Raw genomic sequence first — 25,654 nt, 5'->3', positions numbered from 1 at the left:
ATTTTTCTGCAACTATTTTATGTTAAAAAATACAACTATCTAGTTTACAGATATTTAGTATTTTTGTAAAATATTGTATTGATACTACATATCAAATAACTTCTCCGTTATATCGAAAATCTCATTAACATTCTTCACTTTCCAGATTCTCTGGTTTGTGGAGCCACGCCATTGAAGATTCGGCAAAGATAGCTTGCTGACGAACGGACCATCTACTAATACATCTATATACGATAAGATTTCTGGGTAATGCAGTTTAATCCACTCTAGAGTGTAACCAGACCATAGCCAAATTGTTTTGTCTGTGTTCTCCTTTATCATTTTACACAAATTCAATATTGGCTCATACTGCATCAACGGTTCTCCACCAAGGATAGAAATATCAAACTGATCTGAATTCAGATGAGAGAATACGCTGTCCACCGTCTGCTTCTCTCCAGACTCAATATCCCACCATTGCTTATTGTGACATTCGGCACAATGGATAGGACAACCAGAAACATATAAAGAATTGCGCAGCCCAACCCCATCGGTAGAGGTTGAGTACACAATTCTTGCTATATACAGTTCGTTATTAGACACCATGCGTTACACGATCGTGCAATTCTGCCAATTTACCGCTATTCCATCGGTCGGTGGTGCCAACTAGATAGCCAGTAATACGCTGAAGTTTGTCAATGTTGTGACTGCCACACACTGGACATTCTTCCAGATTTGCAGAAGCATCTTCATAAGAGCAGTCCAAACATCTGTTACGGTTGTGATTGATAGAACCATATCCAATATCGTATTTATCAATCAAACCAACAATTTGCTCAACAGCCTTAATGTTGTGAGTTGCATCTCCATCAAGTTCAATATAGAAGATGTGACCGCCACGAGTCAAGTCATGGTAAGGGGCTTCAATCTTTGCCTTGTGGTCCGCACTGCACTTGTAATAAACAGGAACATGATTAGAATTTGTATAATAATCCTTATCAGTCACTCCAGGAACAACACCGTACTTCTTTTTGTCTTTCTTGGTAAACTTACCAGAAAGGCCTTCTGCTGGAGTCGCAAACACAGAATAGTTCAAGTCATACTGATCAGACAAGATCTTTGTTCTATCACGCATAAACGTAATAATGTCAAGACCTAATTTCTGTGCCTCTTCTGACTCTCCATGATGATGGCCGCACAAAGCAATCAAACATTCAGCAAGACCTATAAATCCAACACCAAGAGTTCCATGCTTCAGAACTTCACGTACTTCATCTTCTGGCTTAAGGTTTTCAGAACCAACCCACATGCCAGACATAAGCAATGGGAATTGCTTTGCCAAAGCGGTACACTGGAACTGATAACGCTCATAAAGCTGCTTTCCAGTAATGTTGATGGCATCAGTCAATTTCTCAAAGAATGCCAAAAGTCGCTTGTCCTTGTTCTCAATGTGCATTACAGATAAAGCGAGACCTGGAAGATTGATTGTCGAAAAGGACAAGTTACCACGTCCTACAGACTGACTCTCTCCGAATCTATCCTCAAATACACGAGTACGGCACCCCATTGTCGCAACCTCATACATGTATCGTTTCGGATCATCTGCCTTCCACTTACTGCTCTGATTGTATGGTGCATCCAAATTTACAAAATTCGGGAAGAATCGTTTTGCTGTCACCTTACATGCCAACTTGAACAAATCATAGTTTGGGTCTCCTGGTAAAAAGTTTACACCACGCTTTTTCTTCCAAATCTGAATTGGGAATATTGCAGTAGCATGATTTCCTACGCCATTGTAAGTTGATGACAGCAATTCTCGAATAACGCATCGACCTTCTGCACTCGTGTCTGTTCCATAATTCACAGAACTGAAGACAACTTGATTGCCACCACGAGAATGAATCGTGTTCATATTATGGATAAACGCTTCCATTGATTGATGGACACGCTCAACGGTCTGATTGATAGCTTGCTGACGAACTCGCTCATCACCCTTCAAATTATCAAGTTCCTTGTGCAAGTAATCATCAATTTTTGATTCATACAAATCGCTGAAATCGTAACACAGGAAATCTTCGATTTTCTTCACCTCTTCAATATACGTTTTACGCACAAAAGGAGCAAGATAGAAGTCAAAAGCTGGGATTGCCTGTCCACCGTGCATCTCGTTCTGAATGGCTTCCATAGAAATACAGCTGAGAATGCTGGCTGTCTCAATGCGCTTTGCAGGACGTGACTCTCCATGTCCAGCACGAAAACCTTCATTTAACAATTTATCAACTGGGTGCTGCAAACAGGTAAGCGATTTTGTAGGATAGTAATCCTTATCGTGTACATGCAAAATGTTGTCATCAACCAACTTGCGAACATCATCAGAAAGCAAGAACTCATCAACGTATTCTTTTGTACGTTCACTTGCCACCTTCATCATCATTCCAGCAGGTGTATCAGCATTCATATTAGCATTTTCACGAGTAATATCGTTCTTCTTAGCAGCAACAATATCCGTGATAATATCATTTGACTTACTGTTACGTGCCTTGTCACGCTTGTGTCTGTAAATGATATATGCACGTGCAACATCTGGAAGAGAACTCTGCATCAGATAATTCTCAACCATCACTTGAATGCTGTTAACGTCAAGAATATCAGATTGATTGTTCTCAATTTTATCAGCAATAGAGTTGGCGAGTAAAAAATCAATCTCGCCAACCTCTTTCATAGCCTTTGTGATAGCACCACGAACTAATGATTTGTCAAACAAAACAGTTCTACCATCACGTTTTATAACATTCTGTACCATTTAATTAAATGAATTTATACTATAAGATACCTTTATTCTTAAATTCCTCATGTAATGGGTGTGCAAGTTCATACGCTTGTGGATGAGCGTGCGCCTTGTCATCTCTTAAACTAAAGAAATGATTCCAATCTTCAGCAAAGCCAGTTACAACAAGCTCAGTTTTCAATGCGTTCGGCAAAATAGCTCTTGCCTCCTGCGCCTTCCAACCTTCTGACAACAATTCAAGATACAAATCCTCTGACATTTTTAACATCTGAAGAAATATATGACCAGCCTTGTCGTTTTCGCACCACTCAGAACTTGGCATCCAACATGGCTGGATGAAAGTAAGCTCGTTACCAAACTTGTCCTTTGAATAATTGCAATAGCGAGTAGATTCCTGTGCAAAAGACATTACACGATGACGAACAAATTCATGTGAAACGCCACGATCACAAATAAACTTAACGGTATATCTTTTTGGATGTTCATCTTGCGGCTCAGACAAGTATTTCAAGTCATTTTGCCATTTGTTCTCAATCAAAACACGCAAATTTGTTGTGATATAATATACAGCAACTCTTTTACCATCAATGTCTTTTTCGAATGAAGCAACCTTACTATATTTGTTGTTCTTGTATCGAAGAGCCTTTACGTATATAGGATCAATGATACCACGATTAATAGCATGTGACATTACCAAATACAATGTTCCATGTTCAACCATCGCCAGATGACCAGACTTCACAAGTCGGTCAACAAAAGTTTTTGCACTGTCTGGAGTGATCTTGTCTTCAGACTTGTAACAAGTTCTTCCAATGAGTTCAATGTGCTTATACAGACCATCAAGTCCGTTCTGCTGCTCAATAAACTCATAAGAAGGTTTTACTAATTTCATATCTTCTTATCTATTAAAACTGGATAATATAGATTCAATTATCCCAATCAATCGGGATTCATCACCTGCAAATTTAAACCATTCTGTATGTCCGTTTGTGTAAAATGGATGTGGTGTAAGTATATGCTCGAAATCTGCCAGAATATACTTTTCACAATAGCCTAGTTTATCCCATGTTTTGACAACGGCTATTGTACGCTTGTCAACATGGCTATTATAATATAGCTTACTAATGCGTGTTGTGACACTTCCATTTGTTGATCCAATCTTGTACAAACCAGTCTCCGTACATTTCAACAAATACAATGATTTGGGAGATGGCTTTTGGACAGGGAAGGGCTGGAAACCCTGTGATTCAATTACTTACGATTTTTAAATACGATATAATAGATAAAATTCATCAAATGTGTTTGCAAAGATAAGGTTTTTATTTGAAACAACCAAGAAAATAAGCAAAAAAATAGAGCATATTGACAATGCTCTACTATTTATTTAGATACTTATTTAATCTTAAATGTATATAATACAACTCTTTAGACACACTGGTTTTTAGAGCCATTTTGGGCCTACAGCCACATTTCCTATATTCAATCAATGCTCTCCAAAACTTCTCTTTTCTAAATAAGGGGTCACTGGAAGAATAAGCAAATGCCTCTATTAGGTTTGCTGATGGAGCACGAAGTTTCATAAACTCAGCAACATCCATCAGCATCCTATATTCTATTGGAGTTTCATGCTTCAACAAGAATCCGATTCTTGTCTCATCAAACTTCTTCAGTTTGTACCCCTTTGGCCTTCCGACCTTTCTTCTTGTTGCCATCTTCTTGAATCAATGGTTTTTCAAAAGACTCAATTTTCTCTTTAATTTGGCTGGCAGCTTTCATTGCTGCAATATCAGCACTTATGTTTATAATTCTCATATTACACCATATATGTTAAAAGGAAACCTATATATTGTGAGCATCCACCGCTACAATAATCAACTACGCATTCACGACTTCCGCTTGCCATTTTGCAGCACCATTCGCCTCCACGATTGTAAGAATAACCAATTTCTCCAACTGGTGGGTCTATTGATGATGGCAATGTGAAAATTGTTCCATCATGGTGAGTGTGAATCCTACCTTGTATAGATACTATATTGCCAATCTGACGAGCATAAAGTTTTTCGCTAATTCCACAATTACTAACATCAACACGGACCCATCCTGTATCTTTAGGCTTTGCAGAAACATCATCTTTATATGCAGCACCAATATTTTCGCACAACTCTCGCTGTCTTTTTTCAAGATCAGAAGCATAAGATACGGAAGATGTGTCAAGACCATCGCCAACAATATCTTGGAATTTCTGAGACTTCACAACAGCACGTTCAAAATTGCTGGATGTTGCTGCGCCAATGATGTCACATGCAGCATCCTTTCCTCCAGCATTGTCAACAAACACTGATAGACTTGTGTCCTTGCCTAAGAATGTTGAGTTTGCGTCATCTTTTGTGTACACATCATTGGTATTTGCCTTTTTATTGATAGCTGTATCATAATCAGACACTTTCACATATCTCTTGTCTATGTCATTTCCGTTAACATAAAGAGATCCGTTTACATAAAGTGTATTATTTATAACAACGTCACCTATTTTGTTGTCAATATAGAAACTTGTTGTCTTGTTGTTGGCGAATCCAAAATTAGCCATCGCAACATTGTCCTTGTCAACCCAGGCAATGTATTTAACAAGGCTGTTATCGCTCTTTGCTAACGTACTATGTTTAATTTTAATTCCAGTAACAGAATCATCGCAAATCGTTAAAGATCCGTTAACAGCAACGGTCTTGTTTTTTCCATTAACACCAACGACTATATTTCCTTTTCCATCTCCAATATTTGTATTTCTAAAATATTTAGTTTCACCATTGAAACCTTTGACATTAATATTAATAGAACCTGTGTCAACTTGTGCATCAGAATTGTACACATCACTACCAGTGATAGTTATTCCTCCACCCCTAAGTGTATCGGAATGTATCGGAATAGCAACAGTTGTCTTATCTTTCGAAAATGTAAAGATACAAGTATCATTATGATAAAACTGCAAATCTCCAGCAGTGTTGATTGTAAGTTTATGGTCATCACTTCCACTCATTTTAGAAGAAACAACCAACGTACCATCTTCCTCATAATAAATAGAGCAATTTGCAGCACCTCTAACCATTGAAATATTATCATTGACAACGGCACCACCCTTTGCTGTGATTTCTCCATTAAATACCACCTTCTTATTAACAGTCTGGCTTGCAAATGGAGAGTCTATCATAAGTGCGTATTTTCCAAAGAACGCATCTTTCAATCTAGGCACCCCTTCTCCATCCTTTTTGAACATTATTGATTGAGGAGCCTTGTTGGTTAACGGATCGTTGACAGTAGGAACACTGGATGAAATTACACACCCATAGATATTTCTACCAACTTTATCAGAAGAATCTGCGTAAGAAACCTGTTCTGTTGAGTTGCTTTCGACAATATATACAGGCCATGAACTTACATTCGACATTCCAGAACAATATCGAACCTTACCATTCATATATACAAATCCTGGTGAAATCTTATTGCCAGAAACATTGCATCCGCTCAAAACAAAGTCTTCACAACCAGTAAAGAGACTGTTAAGCACAAGAGCTATGTCTTGCAAATTAATAATATCGTCAACATAGGTATGTCTTCCACCTTTTTGACTAGTAAATTCTTTCATGTATTATTAATTAAATTCTATTCTATATGATTTACCTGCAACCTTATATTTATCAATTACATACGAGATCATTCCAGTCAATTCTTTTTCTGTGATGATGTTAGTGTTTACATAAGGACAAAAGACAATAAAGCTAACGTCATTGCTGCTAGACTTTTCATTCTGCCATTGGAAAGGCTGCTTTTTGCCGTTTTCATTCTCATTATACAACACAAATTTAGATATATTTTCCCCAGCACTTTGAAAATATATTGGAACTCCTGGAACCGTACCGTCTGATATGATGATACATTTGTCTTGGTCTTTGAAATACTTCTTGAATTTCTTGTTCAAATAGTACTCCATCAATATAACCTGGGAAGTAAGACTAGCTTCTACTTTCTTCTCTTGAACCCATTCAACCCATCTGTCATTTGCTGTTTGAAGGGGTTTTAAACATGATTGAAGAAAAAGGATCAGCCTACGCCCACCTAAATAGTGAGGCACAAGCTGATTAACCAATCTATCCACATTTATTTTATGACTCCTCATCAGATTCCAACTTTAAATTAATAGCCTCTCTGAAGGTAGGAATATCTTTTTCTTCGCCCTTCTTTGTGCTTTGTTTTGTATATCCGCTTGTTGTATATATCTTTCGATCTATTTTCTTCAGTTCGCCAAGCTTGTTATTATCGTCATATTGGGCGATAAATATGCCCTGCTCTACCGTTGCACCAGAATTTACATGAACATCTACAACATGGTCAACAGACATGATGACATCAATTACCCTATGTGCATATACCGCTGAATCGAAATCCATATTTGACATAAAGTTAATCAGTGCGGAATCTATGTTCTTATAAAGTTCTTCCTTACTGATTGCTCCATCATAATAAACATCGACACGAGGAACCAATATGTCTCCGTTTCTGGAAACAACATTACACTTCACACCAGCAAACTTGATTTTACTTAAATATGACCTAGCAGAAATCAATTCATCATCAGAAAGTCTGGAAAGAGAGTCTTTTGCTCCCTTTGCAACCTTTAAGATAAGAATATCATCTCTATAATCAGAGCTATACGCTATTTGATAGGAAACTTTTGTAATCAGCCGTTTGGCTTCATCTACTGAAGGGTATGAAAACTGTGTTCCATCTTCATTTAGAATTAAATCGTCTCCATATTGCCATTTAAGCATTGCATTTGCATAATATGCTGGAGTGCCATTAATTCTTGCGCTGAATATCTTGGCAATATCAGTTGTAAACACGTCCATAAGTGTTTCAAAAGAATATATTGCTGTAGCTACAACCCATGTAAAGGAATTGATTATAGACATCTTTGAATCATTTGTCAATTCGGTCAATTCCAAATACTTGTTTCTTGTATTTACGGCTTCATTGTATATTTCTGTTAATGTACGACTCATGCTATATCTTGATTCTCATATTTATATGTTTTACCATTTATATCAAACACCCAAGCTCCAGCTTCATTCCAAGCAACCTCGTGTGTTATCACATATATAGCCTCCATTCCTGTCTCTATAACATAGTTACCGTTGGAATTTCTTTTCGGCTCCTTATATTCACCAGATGGCATCTTGTCCAGAACAACATGACAATTTCTTCTTTGGTTGTTGTTCTGTGCAATATATATCAAATAATCATCAATACATTTTTCATCTCCATATTCATTGTCTTTCAAAACCAACGACTGGAGACTCATATCACGAATGCTGTTTAAATTCTTGATATACATCTGTGACAATGACGCCATGTATGTTCCTTTGAATAGGAATAGACCTGTTAAATTCATATTGTTCTTATTGCAAACAAATTCATCAACAGTTATCGGTGCTACAGGAAGCAAACTTCCATTTATCTTAGAAGCATCAAATCTTTTAACATTAAAGTTACCATATAGCTTGACAGTTCTTTTATCTGATTCATTGTCAAAGAAATGAAAGTATTCTGTTTCATTTTTATTCAAATGAATTGTCTCCAGGTCCGTATTATCACCCCAATCAACTATCATGTCGTTGTCTCCAGACATAGTAAATAAGATTTGTGATTCATCTGCTGGAACTTTTATAACAATACGTATAGGCAAAGAGCACTCTTTATAATAAACATGACGTTCACCATTTGCTGGAACTATATTGTTTTCTTTCAGATGATTGACAATACTATCGTGTACTATAAAGTCTTCATCCCAAAGCAATTCGTCACCAACACTTACTCCATTTTCAAATGACAGTTCTGGGTTGTTGACAAATAAGTCAAATATCCCCTCTACAGATCCATGAAGCATTACAGCAATATCAAATATATTCTGTCCTGTTTGAACTTTATACGTCTGCATCTACTTTCGAAAAATCTAAATCTAAATCAAGATTACCTGTATCTGAATCAAACGATGCGTTTAACACCTTTACATTCTCAGCTTCAAATTCGGACTGAAGAACATCTGCCAAATCAGTGTTCGAAATATTCGCATGAAGGTATCTTATCAAACCAACACCAGATATAGGGTATCTATATGAGTTTGATGGCAAACACTTCAAAAGCAAATTACGATTCTGGATATTGGCATTTATATTTTTTGCATCTGATGTCTTGCTAGACCATAACAGCAGTTTGTTTCCTACTAACTGTAAAATGTAATTTTCTTCATCTATCAATATCAATTCAGAAGCTTTCAGTGCTTTCTCGTCCAAATTATACAATTTTGAATGAACATCAAAGTATTCAGAATTATCACTTGTATTTATGAACGTTCTTGTATTACCATCGCCATAATCCTGGACGAATTTTAGCTTAATGGTCTTATACATTGGAATATATGGAATATTTATTTTTACTCCATATTCCAAATTACTTCTTTCAAAATAGGCAGGAAGCGTTACACATCCATAAATGTTGCTGTCACGCTCATACAGCCATTCAAATGGGTAGGTGCTTACAGAATTACTATCCGTAAGCACCATATCTCCTATTTGTGTATTTACTTGTATATCTCTACGCATTTATATATAATATTTACGAATCTCGACTACATTCAGAATACCATGAAGTTCCATCAAATATGAAATGTACATGTTCATATTGTGAAGTACATGCCCATTCTCCACTGCTGCCATTTGCAGCATGATATGAACCGCCAGCAGCACATTTAAATGTCACTTTTCGTGGTCCTTTCTTTATAGCTGTAAATATGTCTCCTTGTTTCGCACCATTTGATGCTGTAGGAAGAATTATTGTCATATCGCTATAGCTGTTACACATTAAAACCATTCCAGAACAATAATATTGTGGCGCATCATTTAAATTTAAAGAAACACCTAAAGTATAGACTGGGCGACGAAATCCAATAAAGCATCCTTTTTCCACAGTAATTGCTGGATATTGATTGTTGTCCGAGTCACTGCCCACATCAATATACATTCCGGCAATTGGTGGAGCATTTCTGGAAAGTGTGCCATGATGTTCTAAGGAAAAGGCATAATTGTATTGGTCCCAAGATACATTTTGCGCATCTAAAATAACCTTTCTTGTCATTGTATCAGTAGATTGACCAATGACAAGGCGTGCCTTTTCACAAATCAAATTATTATTATTAATAACAAAACCACCAACACTTCCGCTCGTAGCATTTATTTCACCTGTTACAGAAATACTACCTGTATTTGTCCAGCTAATATTGCCCTTAGCTAAAAAGCCAGAGCCATCTTTCTTTAATGTCCAATAATCACCATTTGATATAGAACCATCACTATCCAAAGAAACGGTTCCTTTTGAAATAGAATTTTTGTTAATACTCCATCCACCAATTGTACCTTTATCAAATGTTAATTCGAGACCATTAATATAAGAAGTGTTAATGATATTTGTCTTAATACTATTAACATCTAACTCTTTCGATGTAATGCTACCAGCTTTTATTTTGTCAGCAGTAATACTACCAGCAGCTATTTTATCTGCCGTAACGCTTCCAGCAGCCAACTTTCCAGCAGTAATGCTACCAGCCCCAATACGGTCCGCATCAATTGTTCCAGCAACAATTTGATTGGCATTAATTGTTGATGTATATATACCATCAGCATCAATGGTTGTCGTGTATCGCTCTGAAGATGTTATATCAAACACCGTAGCATACGCCAAATACCATTTAACAGGACTGGAAGATGTACCAGCATTGCCAGTGATATTAAAGAAGTTTGTCGTACTAAAGTTACTACTTGACCCTGTACCACATTTAACCTTTCCAACATATTCTGCCCAATTTCCAGTTCCAGCAGTACTTGTCAGCCAAGTCATTGTGCCACCGTTTCCAATAGCGTTAGTTTGAAACTCTATATATCTACCAACAGGAATCCAGGCAATGATTCTAATAACAAATATCTTTCTATAGCCAGCTTGATCTTGAAAACTAAAACCACCGAGGCCTGGTGATGCAGTTCCTTTATTGACTATTTCAATATAAGTTTTATTATCATTTGGAATAGTAATGTCATTTTTATTTACAACACGATTTATAGTAACTGTTCCGTTGCCAGAATTGTTATATAACTTTATATCATTTATACCATTAACAAATGTTGGATCTCTATGCAGCATTTTACCAAAAGCCATAGCCGAAGCAAATTCCTTTGCAGCAGCTCCTTGTGCATTGGCATTATCATTCGCTGCATTTGCAGCTTTCTGAGCCTTATCAGCAGATGACTGTGCATTGTCAGCCTTCCCTATCGCTGTATCAGCTGCGCTCTGAGCTGACCCAGCAGCATTGTTTGCACTATTTGCACTTTGTTGGGCAGTCTGGGCATTCGTCAATGCGGTATTTGCAGTGCCTTGTGCGGTATTTGCAGCATCTTTAGCTTCTTTTATTCCACTGCTCCAATTCAATACCACATTTGCACCAAATGTAATATTTCCCTTATCGTCCCACTTTATATTTCCACCTGCAATGGCACCACTTCCAGCAGTATCAAATCGCCATTTATAACCACGAATACCATTTGGTCCAATTGTGATACTTTTATTAGTTGAAGTAAATCCACCACTTGTATCATTCTTTGTTCCTATATATAAAGAATCTGAATCAAAGTTCCATGATCCAATAGATCCGCTTTTTTCATTAAATTGGATATATCCACTGGAAAACTTAGCTGTACCATTCGTGTTGATGTACCATGCCTTACTTCTCAATCCATTGGTTCCAATAGTAAGGCTTTTATCATCGTTTGTATATTGGTCTGCATTGTTATTCTTTGTGCCAATATACAAAGAGTTTTCATCAAAATTCCAACCAGCTATATAATTAGTTGTACCAGCCTGGAACACTAATTTATTTTCTTTGTATGCAAATATACCGTAGTCAGCAGAAGTTGAGTAAAACATTGCAACACCGCCAACATTCTTAACCTTTGCCAATTGACCATCACCAGACTTTAAATCATCTGTAGTATTAGCTATTGCAATAAACCGTTTATCTGCATTAAGAGATATTCCAAGATTATACAGACTATTGGCATCTATAGTCCAGTTTCCAATTTTTCCAGAAGTAGCTGTAATTTTTCCTTCAAACGAAGCATTTCCAACTGCATCCATAGAAACCTTTCCATTCGCAAAAGACGCACTACCGTCCTTGTTTAATGCCCAGTGTGTTTTACCATCCGACTGAGAGCTAATAGAGCCTTCAGACTTAATAGTAAGCGTTCCATCCTCACATTGAATGGAATCTGGAGTAATATCCCAGCCTCCAATTTTGGCACCATAGTTATTGATATAAAATACAACCTTACTATCACGATAACCATATATACCTTCTTCTGGATCTGAAAGCGTAAATGGGAACACTTCACCTATAAAGCCCTTTAATTTTCCCAAATAAACTCCAGTAATCTTTCCTTCATTCGTCTTATGTCCAGCAAACAACTTAGGTGTAATTACATAATTCTCACCAATTTGGCTGTGAGTTCCATCCCATTCTTCAATCCAATCTACACCTACAGTATTCTTGACAACAGAAAAACTGAACCTTATTGACGATTCGTATTTGCCATCTTTTGTACGTATATGTATCTCCAAATATCCAGAAGTTATGCTGGAATCTAACCCTATGATAGCTACATTCCAAGCACATTCTCCAGCATTTTTATATGTATATTTAATACCATCAGAACTTGGCATAACATTTACAACATCAAAAGCAACAGCATCGTTTCCATGAGACAATGTAACCGTTGTTTCAGCATGCTCCAAATCTGGGTTTGAACCATCGTGATTGGCAGGTATAGACACAGAAGCAGCTGTAAGTGACAATGAATAACCATCACTTACAGCTGCTATCGTAATATATCCTCTTGCTAATAACTCTGTCATAATTATAATTTTTAGTTAAGAATAGACAGAGCTTGTTAATGTCGTTTCTTATTTAACAACTTTTGCAAGTTCTTCCATAACATTTGTGGCCACTTTTCGGGCCTCCTCACGCCATGCTACAAAAGCATTGTATTCATCTGCATCGCCACGTCCCTCCGTGTGGTTACAGATAATAGCTTCCACGTCATCCTGGCTATACTTGCTACGAACAATGCCAGAGATAATCTTACGGTATTCTGGCTCTACATCAACATGCCATGCTGTATGCTCAGTAACAGTCTTTGTATCGCCACTGTCATCCATCAAGGGAACAGTAACCTTTGCCGACTCTCTGTTGAAATATACCTTAATCAAGTTATCTCCAAGTTTAGAATAAACTGGGGCTGGAGTTTCACCCTTGTAAAGTTCTACTGGATTCATAATATATATTTAAATACGTATTAAACTGCGTCTGTATAATATTTTCTCCTAGCTTCATTGTAGTTATCAATCATAATCTGCTCACATTCATCAAGCCTTCTAAAATACCGCCTACGATTTCTGATAGTCCTCATAGATTCGCCTGCCTTTGGTTTATTGTCAGTTTTCTTTTTAGGCTCCTTTGGTTTCTGGCTCGGCAAGATATAAGTATTCAAACCTGTTTGTAGTTTCCATAGTCTTCTACAATTTCCATGCTCACACCAGCCTTTGTATGAAGCTAGAATATCTTGTAATCTCTGTTCTGTTTTCACATTCTTCATAGATTTACAGAAATTCTTCTTTATAGACTTTCTCAATAATCTGTGTTCGTGAAAGAATCTATAGCCTAAGAAATCAATTCCTATCTTCTCAACTTCAAATATCTGTTCAGTATTCTTTATCTCCAAACCTAAATGCTCTGACACAAATTTCTTAATCTCACGTAAAATCCACTTAAGATAGCCTTTATGCGAAGACAGTACAACTATATCATCGCAATATCTAAAGTAAAATTTTACACCAAGTTTATCTTTGATATAATGATCAAGTGGAGACATGTACACATTACTCATTAATTGGCTTGTCAAAGATCCAATAGGCAATCCACTATCAACACTAAATATAATATCATCCATAATTGTTAGGAATTTTTCATCCTTATACAATCTATGAAATTCTCTACTCATAATTTCTGGATGCACAGATGGGAAGAATTTACGTATATCTATTTTCAAGCAATACTTTGTTTCTTCCTGGTTATGTCTCAATGCAGCTTGTAGTCTATTGGTTCCATCCATAAGACCTCTACCCTTGATACAACAAAACGTGTCTCGAATAAAGCTACGGACACGTTTATATTCAATTACATTAACGATTGCGTGATGAGCAATACGATCTGGATAATAAGGCAATTTGAAAATTTCTCTTATCTTTCCTTGATCTGCTTTAATTGTAAATCTCTGATACTCACTTGTTCGATATGTAAGATTATCAAACATGTCACGCAATTCAAGCATATTCTGTCTTCTACTCTTATTGAATTTTACAACACCGTACTTGCGTTTCTTACCAAGTTGAGACTTATGTGTGGCCTTTTTAATATTCTTCCAAGACCTAACTCTATCCATCACATATCCTTCTCGTTTCAAATTAACACTTTCATTATTTAAGAGTTTGTAATTTAGATATTTTGAATCAACTTTTGCTTGTTGCCTTCAAGCCTGTGCGTGGCTACTCTCGAATGTTACTCTGAACCTCGGTGTACTATTTACAACGAAAATCCAGCACCTACTATACCCACATTTGCACTCTACGACATCTTCTCCGAGTAAGTATTTCGTTACTAAGAAATGGCCTGGGGTTCCTTCAAACTATAAATATCTTTGTTTTACCAATTTGAAAGGTTAGCTGAGGCACGATGTTCCAATTCGAATTACCGAAACCGTTATTCGCATTAACGTAACCAGGCGCACAATTAGAGCCGTTGTTAGCGTTACCACCACCGTGCAGAGGGTTTGGAGGAACCCCACCGCCACGTGAACTGAATCACATTTAAATATAGATTATTTGGTTTATGTCAAGTTTTACCAAAACCGTTATTTTAACACTTATTTAGATTACTTTGACATCGCAACCAAATCTTTTCCGTTAATAAACTTCAACTTACCATAGAAGGCAAGCCGAGGCACGACGAGCCAAATCGAATTACCGAAACCGCTATCCGCAAGAACGAAACCAGGCGCACAACCAGAGCCGAGGCTAGCGAGACCACCACCGCGCAGAATTTCACCAGCACCGTTTAAGTACCAAGAAGCACCGTAATTCAAGGTATCATTTCTGGAATTTTGCCAATCAATAGGAAGCATATCGCACTTTTCACCAAATGCAACCTTCTTGATTCCAGCCCAATTATCAAGCTTCTTGTTATTGAAGTAAGCAACACGATAATCTACACCAGCAGGTGGATTTCCATTCACTACCTTATTGTCATCCCAGATATAGATTGTATTACCATTGTGGATATTGCCAGCTATAAACTGCCATTTAAATCCCCATGCTGCTTCTTTTCCAAACAAAGAAATCTGGGAGAAGACTTCAGATGTGTTAGGAGCAGTAACGTTAAGTTTGCCAGTTGTATTACCAAGAGAAAGTGTTGTACCTGTACGTATTGTATAAGCAACACCATTAGCACTTCCAGCATTTGTACCGCCAATAACTCCAGAACCAAGAGTTCCACGTACATTTCTGTTCTTGCAAAAATCATTAGCAAGCAACCAGTCAGCATTCCACATGGTCCAGTTCGTCAATCCCCAGTCTGTACCATAATTCTGGGCAAGATCCCATGCAGCCTTCATTGTAATACTATCCTTTGGAGTAGCATTGGCAATACTCATAAGGCAATTCTTGCCACCAACTGTAGCCTGGGAGCCTAAGAATGCACCTTCAGCAAACTCATCGTACAAAAGAACAAAACCTTGCATAGGAACAGGGCTTTTATATACACGTCTTACTGTAGAAGATACGTTTACAACCTTACCCCAAAGAGGTGGTCGATAAGCCATTGTCTGGCCGTATGTTCCATCGTGCAATGCAGCCGTACCGTCCGCAAAATAAGCACTATTTTTATCTGAGAGGCGAGCAGCATATCCTTGCTTGTTTACGATAATTCGTCCACACAAATCGAAATATGTCTGACGAACTTCCATATTACCACCTACAGCAAGAACAGTATTATTGTTACCTTCATCGTAATCAACATACCAATACATCATATTACCTCTAAGCTCTGCTATATCATTTGTATTCTGGTCGATTGCTGCGCCAAGAGCATTAAGCTCAGACGCAGAAAAAGTATCACCAGTCTTCTTATTTAATTTTAACAAACCCATAATCTTTTATAATAACTTTAGTGGGAGTTTGTATGTAAAGGTATTATTCTTCTCCTTTACCTCACACATAAATGTAGATAACTTATCTATATCAGTTTTTGTCAACTCAATTGCACGAGCAGCTGGATTTCTCCAGGTTGTAACCTCTTGTCCTGTCAACTTACTGTATTTCTTCCACTGAAATATAAATTTCTTCTCAGCTTCCTCATCTGGAATTTGTACATCGCTTCTATACAAATGCGCTTCACATGGAATAACGCCAGCACCATTCTTCATCTTATCTCCATTTTTCATTTCAATTTTAATGATATATTGGTCAACTTGCTTGAAGAATGTGACAAACTCTGTATATGTTGCCTTATTGTACTCTATCTCGCATTTAAATGAAGTCTGGTCTGTGATATAGTCTGAACAAACTGTCAATGTATTGGTTCCTTGACCTTGTACATAGCTGTTGTCAACTAATTCAACATAATTCCCATTCTCCATGCAAAACCACTTTCTTTTTGTACTTAATGTTAATTCCTCAGAACCAAGCATTAACTTACAAGTGGCAGTCAATTTATCAAATATCTCATTCTTAAAGAAATTACCATCTGGTGTCTCCAATATCATGGTTGGTGTCAAGGTGTCTGTCTCTTGCTTTGTAAAACATGTCAAACCAGAAATTTTGACATTCAACCCTGTATCTGGGTCCTTCACCATTCCGCTGAATTCAATCTTTAATTGAGCGGTATCTATCAAGTTCTTGTTAATAGTTAAAGTATATGGCAAGGAACTTGAAACGACTCCAGAATACTCTATTGGTTTTTTGCCATTAATTGTCCATTCTGGAGATGATATATTGGATATTTGATTATCAGTTGCTCCAGAAAACAACAACTCTGGAGTTACGACTATTGGGTCAACAACATAGTTAGGTGAAAAGCTGTGATCTAATCTAGAGAAATACTGTACATGATGATGGTTACACAAAAGGTTAAGTTGCATCGACTTTCCATCGTGCAACTTAACAATTGTATATTGACCTCTACCTATCGGTTTCTCTGCCATAAATTACTTACTAAAAAGTTCACAAACAAACGTAGCCTTTTGCGAAATTTCAGATGCGTTAACTGTAATTGATGAACCAGTTTTAGCAAATGCAGTGTCTTGAACGCCAGAAGAAGAGAATTTCTTCCACTTAAACGTAAATTTACTGTTTGCGTCACTGTCCTCAAAACATTCACCTGCTTGCCATACCTTTGCTGAAAGTGTCGTTGAACCTTGACCATTCATCAACTTATCGCCAGTTGTAGAATAAATCTCAACATAATAAGGGTCTGACTGGTCGAAGAAGGTAATGACATCAGAAACCTTAGTATTATATGTACCAGAAGAAGCGTCTGTATCTGTAATTTCACACTTAAACGCATCAAAATTCAATACTGCCGATGCTGGGATTGTAAGCTCATTGGTGTTGTAACCAGTACAGCCATACGCCCTCTTTTCCGTCAGTGCTTCCCAGGCACCATCGGTATTCATCTTATACCACTGATATGATACGTCTGTGTTATCAATACTTGAACCACGCCACATATCACAATGTGCTGTCAAAGTTGAAGTCTGATCATTCTTGAACACATTACCCTTTGGCGTATAACCAATGGCACAAATGGTTGCTCCAGCATTTGTAGTTTTAGTAAACTGAATCTCAGCCTTAACAGGAGTCTCAAAAGAAGCAATGTTAGGGTCTGTATAAACAGCTGAAATTTGTACACGTAACTGAGAGCAATTAACCATATTTTTGTTAATGGTCAATGCGTATGGTGCTCTATCTGCAACCGTTGCACCATAATCAGCAAGATTCGTGCTACCATTGATTGTATAAACAGGCTTTGTCTTTACCTGTCCCATTTGATCAGCTGTTGTGCCAGAAACAAACAACTCTGGTGTAATCACAAGGAATGGACTTGCTGACCAGTCTGGCACAAAGCTGTTATTATCACTATTGAATATCTGAGTCGTAGGTTGGCTACTTCTCAAATACATATTAAGGGATTTCGCATCATTTAAGTCAATAATGGAAATTTGACCTCTTGCAATAATTTCTGCCATCTAAAATCTATATATTGTTAATTCTTACCTTACAATCAAACTGCGCCATATTCCAAACATCTTTTGTTGATATTTCAAGAACATGACCATAACCTACATGAGCCAAATTAAACAGCTCATCCGTATCTGGATTATCACTTGTCTTTATCCAATCAAAATCTTTATTTTGCAATTGTTCCGTTATCTCTGTACCGCCTCTATATACATGTGCGGTTAAAGTCGTTTGGCCAACGCCATTCTTAAAGGTGTTTCCATTTGATGTACGAATTATTACGTTGTACGCATCTTCGCCATTTCTACGCTTTTGTATAGTAATAGTGTCAAAATAATCAACGTAGTTTGCTGTAACGACACATTTAATTGTTAAAGTTTGTCTATCTTTCCAATATATAGCGTCTGGGAATACAGTAAAGGTTCTTCCGTTCTCACCATCAAACAGAACATACTCTCCATTTGTGTCAAGATAATACCATTTTCTACCGCTTGAATATGATAAAAAATTAGTTTCCACCATCTGTATCATAAGACTATCTGGAGAGCAAAAACCTCTGTCAATGATAAATACGTTCTCTCCTATCAGCTTGATTGATTTTGGCTTCAATTCTTCTTGTGCGGTATCGTCAAGATCTTCCCATTTAATGGTAACTCCCTGTAGAATTATCTGGTCCTTTGTCCATTTAAAGCGTCCATTTGCAAAATATCCAGTTCCATCATTCTTAATTACAAAAGAATCATTCTTGCTCGAAATAGAGCCATCTTCATTCAATTTAAGAAGTGGGTTCTGAATTGTTCCACCAATACCACCCTTGTTAAACCATGCTCCATAATCTTCTACATAGGAAAGTACATCGTCTGTTGGCTGGTATTGAGTTGCATATTTACCGCTCTCAAATTGTGGTGCTGTCATGTATAAATCTCCAGATGACATAAGTAAAGCAATTTGAAGTGGATCTTCGCCCTTAAGTGGGTCTTGTATATCCCAATTTGCAGAATACCGCATCCACGTATCATCGCCAGGCACAGAAACCGTTTTGACGGTGTGTCCATTTTGAGAAATAAGAACATCACAATCTTCCGTTGATTTTGCCCAAAAAGAAAAGCAATATCGTTTCCCTAGTTTGCCAAGCATCCAAGAATTGGTCTGGGCATTAAGAATCATTTCTTTATTGGACTTATATATCTCGCCTATACCAACTGGGGAATCTGTTGCTACAATTTCTGTAGATGATTCAAAATCACAAGCAATACTGTTTATAACAACATTCTTATGAATTTTACCTGCATAAAATGTACAGCCAAAACCATTTTCATCTCCAGCCGTTAAGGTACCAGAAATATTTACCTGCTGAGTTGCATATAACCTCTGCAAATAGGCTCCATAGTTTTCAAGTGTTCCAAAAACAGGATCATTAACTCCACTCAGTTTACCAATACGCAACTTCATGCCACCAGCAAAGTTTGCAACAGAAGAAAGAAGGATAATATTCAAATCTGCTATTTCAATATTATCTCCTTCTTGCAAAGAGTCATTTACATTTAATCGAAATGTTCTCTTATATCTTCCAGAATTATCTATCGTTATAGCATGAAATTGATATTTCCATTCTGTAGTAGCTTCAACATTTAATGTTCCGTCAACACGTGTTTCATCTTCATATTCAATGGAAGCTACAATATTATTCATGTTCCTTGATGCCTTTATTTTATATGACACCAATACACGCTCTGGATTCTCAATATTACGCTCAAATGTCTGGGAAAGTCCAATAAAAGTATTTGGACTTGATGCTATAGAATTTTTAGTTATAGAACATACACGATAATTGTCCAGCACGCTTCTTTTATATTCTACAGAAGCGTATGCTTTTCCAACAACGTTATATTGAGAAAAATTATCTTCCCAGGAAACATTGTTTACACTTGATGGATAACAAAGACTTTGTTCTACAGCAATTCCATCTATAACATCTATATATGGTGATTGCTCATCACTGGATGTCATATAAATCGCACCAAGTCTATTTGCATTCCACAAGTTTGTAACTCTAACAAAATCAAGTATTTCATTGGTAGAAGGAACATCACCTTCAAGCAATGCTCCTATAAACCAATCTCTCTTTTTTTGCTTAGTTGCTCCGTTCTCAATAACGGTCACAGTATCTTGACCTGTTTCAAGAACGCACATAAGAGAATATATCAAATTAGGGTTATCAAAATATTGCCTACGAACAATATCTCCCACGTGAAGCCCCTGTGTCTTTTTAGAGTCCTCACTAACACTAATCTTAAATTTTCTATATTGATATACTGCCATTATGTTATTTCTTCTACTAAGTCTCCACTGCAAGCATCTGAAACCCAAAGTGATCCATTTGTTGCCGATATTTTTTGAACTTCAAGCTCATATACACGCATCTTCTTACGTATTGTTAACTCATCGAATGTTGCACATATATTGCCTGTAAGCTTATTTTTATAAATTTTCCATCCACTTCCAGCAAAGCCACTGGAGAATGTAACGGAGCCTATATCGTTGACCATGTAAGCATTTCCATAATGCTTAACGCCATCTTGCAACGAGATCCAATATACTCCATCGTTGAAGAATAGCTCGTTCTTCAAAAGCCTGGTTTTGCATCCAGATATGCCTATTGAAGTGTCGCATTCTATTGGTTTGTCGAATACATAGAAATCTGAATCTGTAGTAAACTTTAAGCTAGATGACTTTCTGTCAAGTGGTGCGTATAAACTGGTTGAATCTATATAGCCAATTTTTGTTGTCTTTTGAACTGTATTTCCTACAACATCATCGCCAACATTGGTATTATAATGATATGGTGCCTCAAAAAACAATGAATCACCATCACTGTAAAAACCTGGGCCAGCATCACTTGTAAACTTCAAGTATTTTCCAAGAATAACTCCAGAATTTTTATCTGTATTTTTATAAGTCTCTATCAAGGTATTGCCAAAACCATGACCAGCCTTAAAAGACTCTGGAAAATGAGCAGAACCAAATTTTGTAATTAACTCATACTCATAATCATCGTCATATATACTTGACTGTAAACTAATTGCCCTAGTATTATCATCTCCAAGATTCAATATTTTATTTGATGCAGAAAATGATATAACATTCTTATTCTTTACATGGATAATATAGTCACCGTCAAACTTGATACCGCCAGACAAGATATTTAAATCTCCAGTCAGTGTTGCTGTTTTATCAGCAGATATTGAAAATATTTCATTTCCACCATACCCTAAAGAAGCCCCATATAATGCAGATACATTACCACTAAATACACTTGACCCACCAACTGTTAAATCCTGGGAAATAACGCCATTTCTCATTGTCCAGTCAACATCTTCCTTATTGGAATTTCCAGAATGATAGAAATCGTAACCACGAAATCTAATACCATCCTTAGACATTGACAAGTCTCCTATTACAATTTCTCCTGTACACGTAACCTTATCAGCATTCAATGCTATATTTCCAGCATTCAATGCCAAAACATCGTTATTGTATGATAATACATTCGATTCGTTAATGTACAGTCCATTTGACCCAAGGTGAAGTTCTCCATCTATCTTAACAATGCTCTTCCGATCATCTAGGTTCTCAGCTACTGTTTGATAAACGGTCAATATTTCAACACCATTGTCACCAGCAGAAAAGCCGTACAGTGTGTTAAGCTTTCCTGTCATTGAATCTCCAGTTATCTTAACAGCACCCTTAACTCCTTCTCCAGACTCTCCTCCATCACCTATACTTGAAACAACAGCATCGGCAAGTAAAAAAGCAGTATTCTGACGAGTTATGCTTTGATATTCTTTTACCTCAGAATTGATCTTTGCTTCATCTACAGAATACTGCCCATCCTCACCAATGGTAACATAATCGCTACTGGTCCAGTCTGGAAGCTTCTCATTTGCTGAAGCTTCCATTCCTACCTTTAAGCGATTATAAAGCGATTCAAGCGTACTGCCTTTTTTTATTTTGGCAATTCCTTCGTTTAACTTTACCATTATTCTGAAACTTTTACTGTCTTTGATAAGAAACCAGATGTAGCTGCCTTATAAGAATTAATCTTTGATTGCAAGGCTACAAATTTTGCCACATTTGCAGGTGGTTGTGGCCCCATCATTGTTGGAGTCAACATAGAAGATAGGGCACCAAGCCAGTCTATCAATATCGTAGCCAATTGATTTCCAAGAACCGCTGGCTCAGTGGCCTTTCCACTTCCAAGATAAACACCTTGGTCATTGATTACAATTTCCTTGGCATCATACTTAGCAAGTATTTCTTTTGCGTCAAGAACAATTTGCGCCTTATCATGTAGTGCCTTAATCTGATCAGCTGTAACTTCAAAAATACTTTTTTCTTCATTTTTGTCGCTTTTTGCAACCTCAGTCTTTGCATGTTCTTTGGTGTACTCTGTATGAGCATGAAGTCCAGTTTTTTCAAGCTGGTCAACATCTGGAGAGTCTTCAGATTCCTCAAACTCTTTTGTTTCAGTTACGCCAATTATTGTTTTAGTATGAGTATCTATCTGAACTGTGTCTGCATGAGAATAAGCTACAACATACTCTTTCAATGTATCTGGATCGGTAGCAATAACAACATCTGAATTTAGATAAGGTATTGTTATGAGTCCATTGTCATTGTTCTGAATGGCAGACAAAAACACACCTTCATGTAATCCTACTGGTAATCCTTCATCCTTTGCCTGATTATTAGCAAGACTGTCATTGTACTCCTGGACATCAACCGTTCCGTACAGCTCATCATTCTCATCTGTATGTATTTTTGTAACATATCCAGAAATTCTGGATGTGTTTTTAATCACATTGTTCTTAGGATTTACAAGTTTATGAAGTGCAATTTGTCTAATTGCCTCATAAATTGCTTCATTTGCACTAAGATCATTAAACTGTTGGTTCATAATTATTTATTCTTTGGTCTGGCAATACAGTATGGAAGTTTGATTGTCTGTCTATATCCATCAACTCCAAATTTTGTATTTACCTCTTCAACAAGATAATATCCATTTTTTTCTGGTTGTCGAACATCAAGAACTTCAACCTTCTCACCAGATTCCAGATCATTATAATCGCCAAACAACGTTATTGTACCTTCTATACCATTCATATTGTAACCTTCAAAATAAGCTTCTGCTTCTTTAATAAGGCCTTCTTCAGATATGCCAATCTTGCTTGATGTGAATGGAATAACCGTATATTGGCTCAAATCAACATGGTCTCTTGTTTGCGACTTCAACGTTGCTCCAAGCTTCATTGCTTTCTTTGACAGTTTTGTCTCATTAAGCAACTGGAACTTCTTATGCTTTGTATCGCTGGCACCAGTCCATTCTGGATTCAGTCGAATTGTTATGCTATACTTAACTTCCTTCTGATTTTTTCCTGTACCTTCAAACTTAAACCCTTCGGCTGACACTGCCAAATACTTTGGGTCAGTGTGCATCAACTTCAAATTATCAGAAGCTACATGGTAATCAAACTGGATAACCTTCGGCTGCAACGATTTGTCGTTATTCACAATAGATTCAGCAGTCTTTGTAGAAAAATATGACCGTCCAACCTTTATACATGGATTACCGTCTTTGTCTGGCCGTATAAAGCAATACAACTTATATTTAGACCATTCAGTCAACAAGTCAGCAATTGTCAAATCATTACTTAACTGAATCTTTCCAATATTTATACTTATATTGGCTGTATCTGGATGAAGTTTCAATCCTGTTCCTTTAAGTAAGTTGTACTTTCCACCTTCTTTGAGGAAATCATTGACAGTAGCGTTGTTGCCTGTAGTTATTTTTCTGCAATTCTTTCTTTTTAAGTTGCTTGCCAGGTTCTCGCATTTCAACTCAATAGGAGTAGATACGCTACACTTGACAATATAGCCATCAAACTGAGGAGACATATTCCCGAATATCTCATCAATGTTATTCTGTCTGTCTTCTTCGCTTTCATAAGCACCAGTTTTGTTTCTGTAATACGTAAGATATATTCGAATACGCTGGCCAACCTTGAAATCTTTTGGCGTTGCAGTAGAAGATCCAGAACGTTTCTCAGTTATGGTTCCATCTTGCAATCTTTCAGTATAAACGTTTGTCGTACCATCGTCTTCCAAATCATTCTTTGTCATAGTTCGTTTTATGATGGTTCCACGAGGGAATCTTACAGACGCTGTTCCAATAAGCTTCTTGTAAGATTCCTCTATCTCAATACTCTCGCATTCACGAATAGTAAGACATCTGTCTGGAGACGGATCGTCTTTATCTATAATGTTCTTGTCCGCTGGTTCCCAAACCAATATTTTACATGCTAGAATATCAAGCCCATCTTGATAATGAACAGGTGTTGAACTTTCCATATCTAAATAGTATCTGCAATTAATGACTCAACTAATTGGGCAGCTTGATTTGCAGCAGCGGCCTTAACTTGATTCAACATCAATGTGGTCCATCCCTTCTTTTTTTGATGTGCTATTGTAATGTTTTGAGCATTAATTGTATCTGTAACAACATCAGCAACCTCATCTGGTTCAACAGCAACACAGGTAAATTGATAAGGCTGTACATTCTTGAAACCGTCATCTTGCCCCATCTGAAAGTCCTTGATAAGTATCTGTGTTACATTATATTGCTGAAACAATATATTGTACACTTTCAAAATACCCTTGTATTGCATCAACTTTACAAACTTCGACACATCCTCATAAGGATATATATCTGGATAATTGCTTACAATTTTGCCAGTAACGGTAAAATTTATATCGCCTCCAGAAACCAATTCCTTTCTTGAACAATCACGCCCCTGCACCTTTGTAAGAATCAAGTTATTTGAACTTTGAGAACTAACATTGGCACCAAGATCACAAAATGCAATACTTCCAGGAACTTCTATTTTGGTATTGTCAAATACACTTTCAGTATTGCCCGATTCATTTGTACTTAAATTCTTAATCTTATCCCAATATGTCTGGATCTCTAAAGTCTGCGTTTTGCCATCTTCTGTAGGAATCCAAATCAGAAGACCTTCATTTGCTGCCTTACCACGATATTTAAGGACCACGCCCATCTTATTGCGTGTCTCCTCATCCATCTTCTTGCCATTTTCGATTATTTTCTTAACCTCTTGACCTTGGTTCTGGAGATAAGCAGCCTTTGCTGATTTTCTGTCCATATTTCTTAGATAGCTTGGGTACAAATCATTTATTTTAGCAAATGCAGTCTGCATAAGTGTTCTCTTTGCTGCATATACATACATGCTCTCATACCCACGAGGAGAATAGAACTTTAATTGCCCATCTCTCTTCTTATAACGTGAGAGCGAAAATGCGCTGTTGAAGCCTAACTGTGAAACTCCAACAGCAACATTATATTGTAAATTTGAAAACAAACTCATT

At 37.0% G+C, this 25,654-nt stretch carries 22 protein-coding genes; all 22 read right to left on the bottom strand.

Annotated elements, in window-relative coordinates:
• Positions 1-84 precede the first annotated feature (84 nt).
• On the bottom strand, positions 85-585 hold the full coding sequence (nrdG, locus tag NNC77_RS05810) for an anaerobic ribonucleoside-triphosphate reductase activating protein (protein ID WP_254969980.1): 501 nt from the start codon (positions 583-585) through the stop codon (positions 85-87).
• Positions 575-2,782: an anaerobic ribonucleoside triphosphate reductase gene (locus NNC77_RS05805; RefSeq protein WP_254969982.1), complete on the bottom strand. Its 2,208-nt coding sequence runs from the start codon at positions 2,780-2,782 to the stop codon at positions 575-577. Before NNC77_RS05805 ends, nrdG begins: the two co-directional genes overlap by 11 nt.
• Before the next feature lie 19 nt (positions 2,783-2,801).
• On the bottom strand, positions 2,802-3,659 hold the full coding sequence (locus NNC77_RS05800; protein ID WP_254969983.1) for an FAD-dependent thymidylate synthase: 858 nt from the start codon (positions 3,657-3,659) through the stop codon (positions 2,802-2,804).
• A gap of 6 nt (positions 3,660-3,665) precedes the next feature.
• Positions 3,666-3,935, bottom strand: a complete 270-nt coding sequence (locus NNC77_RS16690; RefSeq protein ID WP_367398729.1) for a GIY-YIG nuclease family protein — start codon at positions 3,933-3,935, stop codon at positions 3,666-3,668.
• A 208-nt stretch (positions 3,936-4,143) separates the two neighbouring features.
• Positions 4,144-4,479: a hypothetical protein gene (locus NNC77_RS05795; protein WP_254969984.1), complete on the bottom strand. Its 336-nt coding sequence runs from the start codon at positions 4,477-4,479 to the stop codon at positions 4,144-4,146.
• Positions 4,424-4,579 (bottom strand): hypothetical protein, encoded by a 156-nt coding sequence (locus tag NNC77_RS05790; RefSeq protein ID WP_254969985.1) that lies wholly within the window; start codon positions 4,577-4,579, stop codon positions 4,424-4,426. Before NNC77_RS05790 ends, NNC77_RS05795 begins: the two co-directional genes overlap by 56 nt.
• Position 4,580: 1 nt before the next feature.
• On the bottom strand, positions 4,581-6,407 hold the full coding sequence (locus tag NNC77_RS05785; RefSeq protein ID WP_254969986.1) for a hypothetical protein: 1,827 nt from the start codon (positions 6,405-6,407) through the stop codon (positions 4,581-4,583).
• Between the two features lie 6 nt (positions 6,408-6,413).
• A complete protein-coding gene (locus NNC77_RS05780; protein ID WP_254969987.1) occupies positions 6,414-6,917 on the bottom strand; it encodes a hypothetical protein in 504 nt (167 codons plus the stop codon).
• Positions 6,918-6,924: 7 nt separating this feature from the next.
• On the bottom strand, positions 6,925-7,821 hold the full coding sequence (locus tag NNC77_RS05775; protein WP_254969988.1) for a hypothetical protein: 897 nt from the start codon (positions 7,819-7,821) through the stop codon (positions 6,925-6,927).
• On the bottom strand, positions 7,818-8,756 hold the full coding sequence (locus NNC77_RS05770; protein ID WP_254969989.1) for a hypothetical protein: 939 nt from the start codon (positions 8,754-8,756) through the stop codon (positions 7,818-7,820). The genes NNC77_RS05775 and NNC77_RS05770 overlap by 4 nt, the downstream gene beginning before the upstream one ends.
• The gene (locus NNC77_RS05765) at positions 8,743-9,420 is read right to left on the bottom strand and encodes a hypothetical protein (RefSeq protein ID WP_254969990.1); all 678 of its coding nucleotides are present in this window, start codon (positions 9,418-9,420) and stop codon (positions 8,743-8,745) included. The genes NNC77_RS05770 and NNC77_RS05765 overlap by 14 nt, the downstream gene beginning before the upstream one ends.
• Positions 9,421-9,433: 13 nt before the next feature.
• A complete protein-coding gene (locus NNC77_RS05760; protein ID WP_254969991.1) occupies positions 9,434-12,775 on the bottom strand; it encodes a hypothetical protein in 3,342 nt (1,113 codons plus the stop codon).
• Positions 12,776-12,823: 48 nt separating this feature from the next.
• Entirely contained in the window at positions 12,824-13,195 is a 372-nt protein-coding gene (locus tag NNC77_RS05755; protein ID WP_254969993.1) for a hypothetical protein, read from the bottom strand.
• Positions 13,196-13,215: 20 nt separating this feature from the next.
• Positions 13,216-14,382, bottom strand: coding sequence for an RNA-directed DNA polymerase (locus NNC77_RS05750; RefSeq protein WP_254969994.1), 1,167 nt, complete (start codon positions 14,380-14,382; stop codon positions 13,216-13,218).
• A 468-nt stretch (positions 14,383-14,850) separates the two neighbouring features.
• Positions 14,851-16,122, bottom strand: coding sequence for a hypothetical protein (locus tag NNC77_RS05745; RefSeq protein ID WP_254969995.1), 1,272 nt, complete (start codon positions 16,120-16,122; stop codon positions 14,851-14,853).
• A 6-nt stretch (positions 16,123-16,128) separates the two neighbouring features.
• Complete coding sequence (locus NNC77_RS05740; protein WP_254969996.1) at positions 16,129-17,175, bottom strand: hypothetical protein; 1,047 nt, start codon at positions 17,173-17,175, stop codon at positions 16,129-16,131.
• Between the two features lie 3 nt (positions 17,176-17,178).
• Complete coding sequence (locus NNC77_RS05735) at positions 17,179-18,219, bottom strand: hypothetical protein (RefSeq protein ID WP_254969998.1); 1,041 nt, start codon at positions 18,217-18,219, stop codon at positions 17,179-17,181.
• A 7-nt stretch (positions 18,220-18,226) separates the two neighbouring features.
• Entirely contained in the window at positions 18,227-20,533 is a 2,307-nt protein-coding gene (locus NNC77_RS05730) for a hypothetical protein (RefSeq protein ID WP_254969999.1), read from the bottom strand.
• Complete coding sequence (locus NNC77_RS05725) at positions 20,533-22,251, bottom strand: hypothetical protein (RefSeq protein WP_254970000.1); 1,719 nt, start codon at positions 22,249-22,251, stop codon at positions 20,533-20,535. The genes NNC77_RS05730 and NNC77_RS05725 overlap by 1 nt, the downstream gene beginning before the upstream one ends.
• Positions 22,251-23,168 (bottom strand): hypothetical protein, encoded by a 918-nt coding sequence (locus tag NNC77_RS05720; RefSeq protein WP_254970001.1) that lies wholly within the window; start codon positions 23,166-23,168, stop codon positions 22,251-22,253. Before NNC77_RS05720 ends, NNC77_RS05725 begins: the two co-directional genes overlap by 1 nt.
• A gap of 2 nt (positions 23,169-23,170) precedes the next feature.
• Positions 23,171-24,619 carry a hypothetical protein gene (locus NNC77_RS05715; protein WP_254970002.1) on the bottom strand — a complete coding sequence of 483 codons (1,449 nt, stop codon included), beginning with the start codon at positions 24,617-24,619 and terminating at the stop codon, positions 23,171-23,173.
• 2 nt (positions 24,620-24,621) lie between these two features.
• Positions 24,622-25,653, bottom strand: coding sequence for a DUF6046 domain-containing protein (locus NNC77_RS05710; RefSeq protein WP_254970004.1), 1,032 nt, complete (start codon positions 25,651-25,653; stop codon positions 24,622-24,624).
• Between the last annotated feature and the right edge of the window lies 1 nt (position 25,654).

Origin of the sequence: Segatella copri (assembly GCF_024330485.1) — a bacterium.
In the GTDB taxonomy this organism is placed as follows: Bacteria; Bacteroidota; Bacteroidia; order Bacteroidales; family Bacteroidaceae; genus Prevotella; species Prevotella copri_L.
This window is presented reverse-complemented; position numbering and strand designations above follow the sequence as displayed.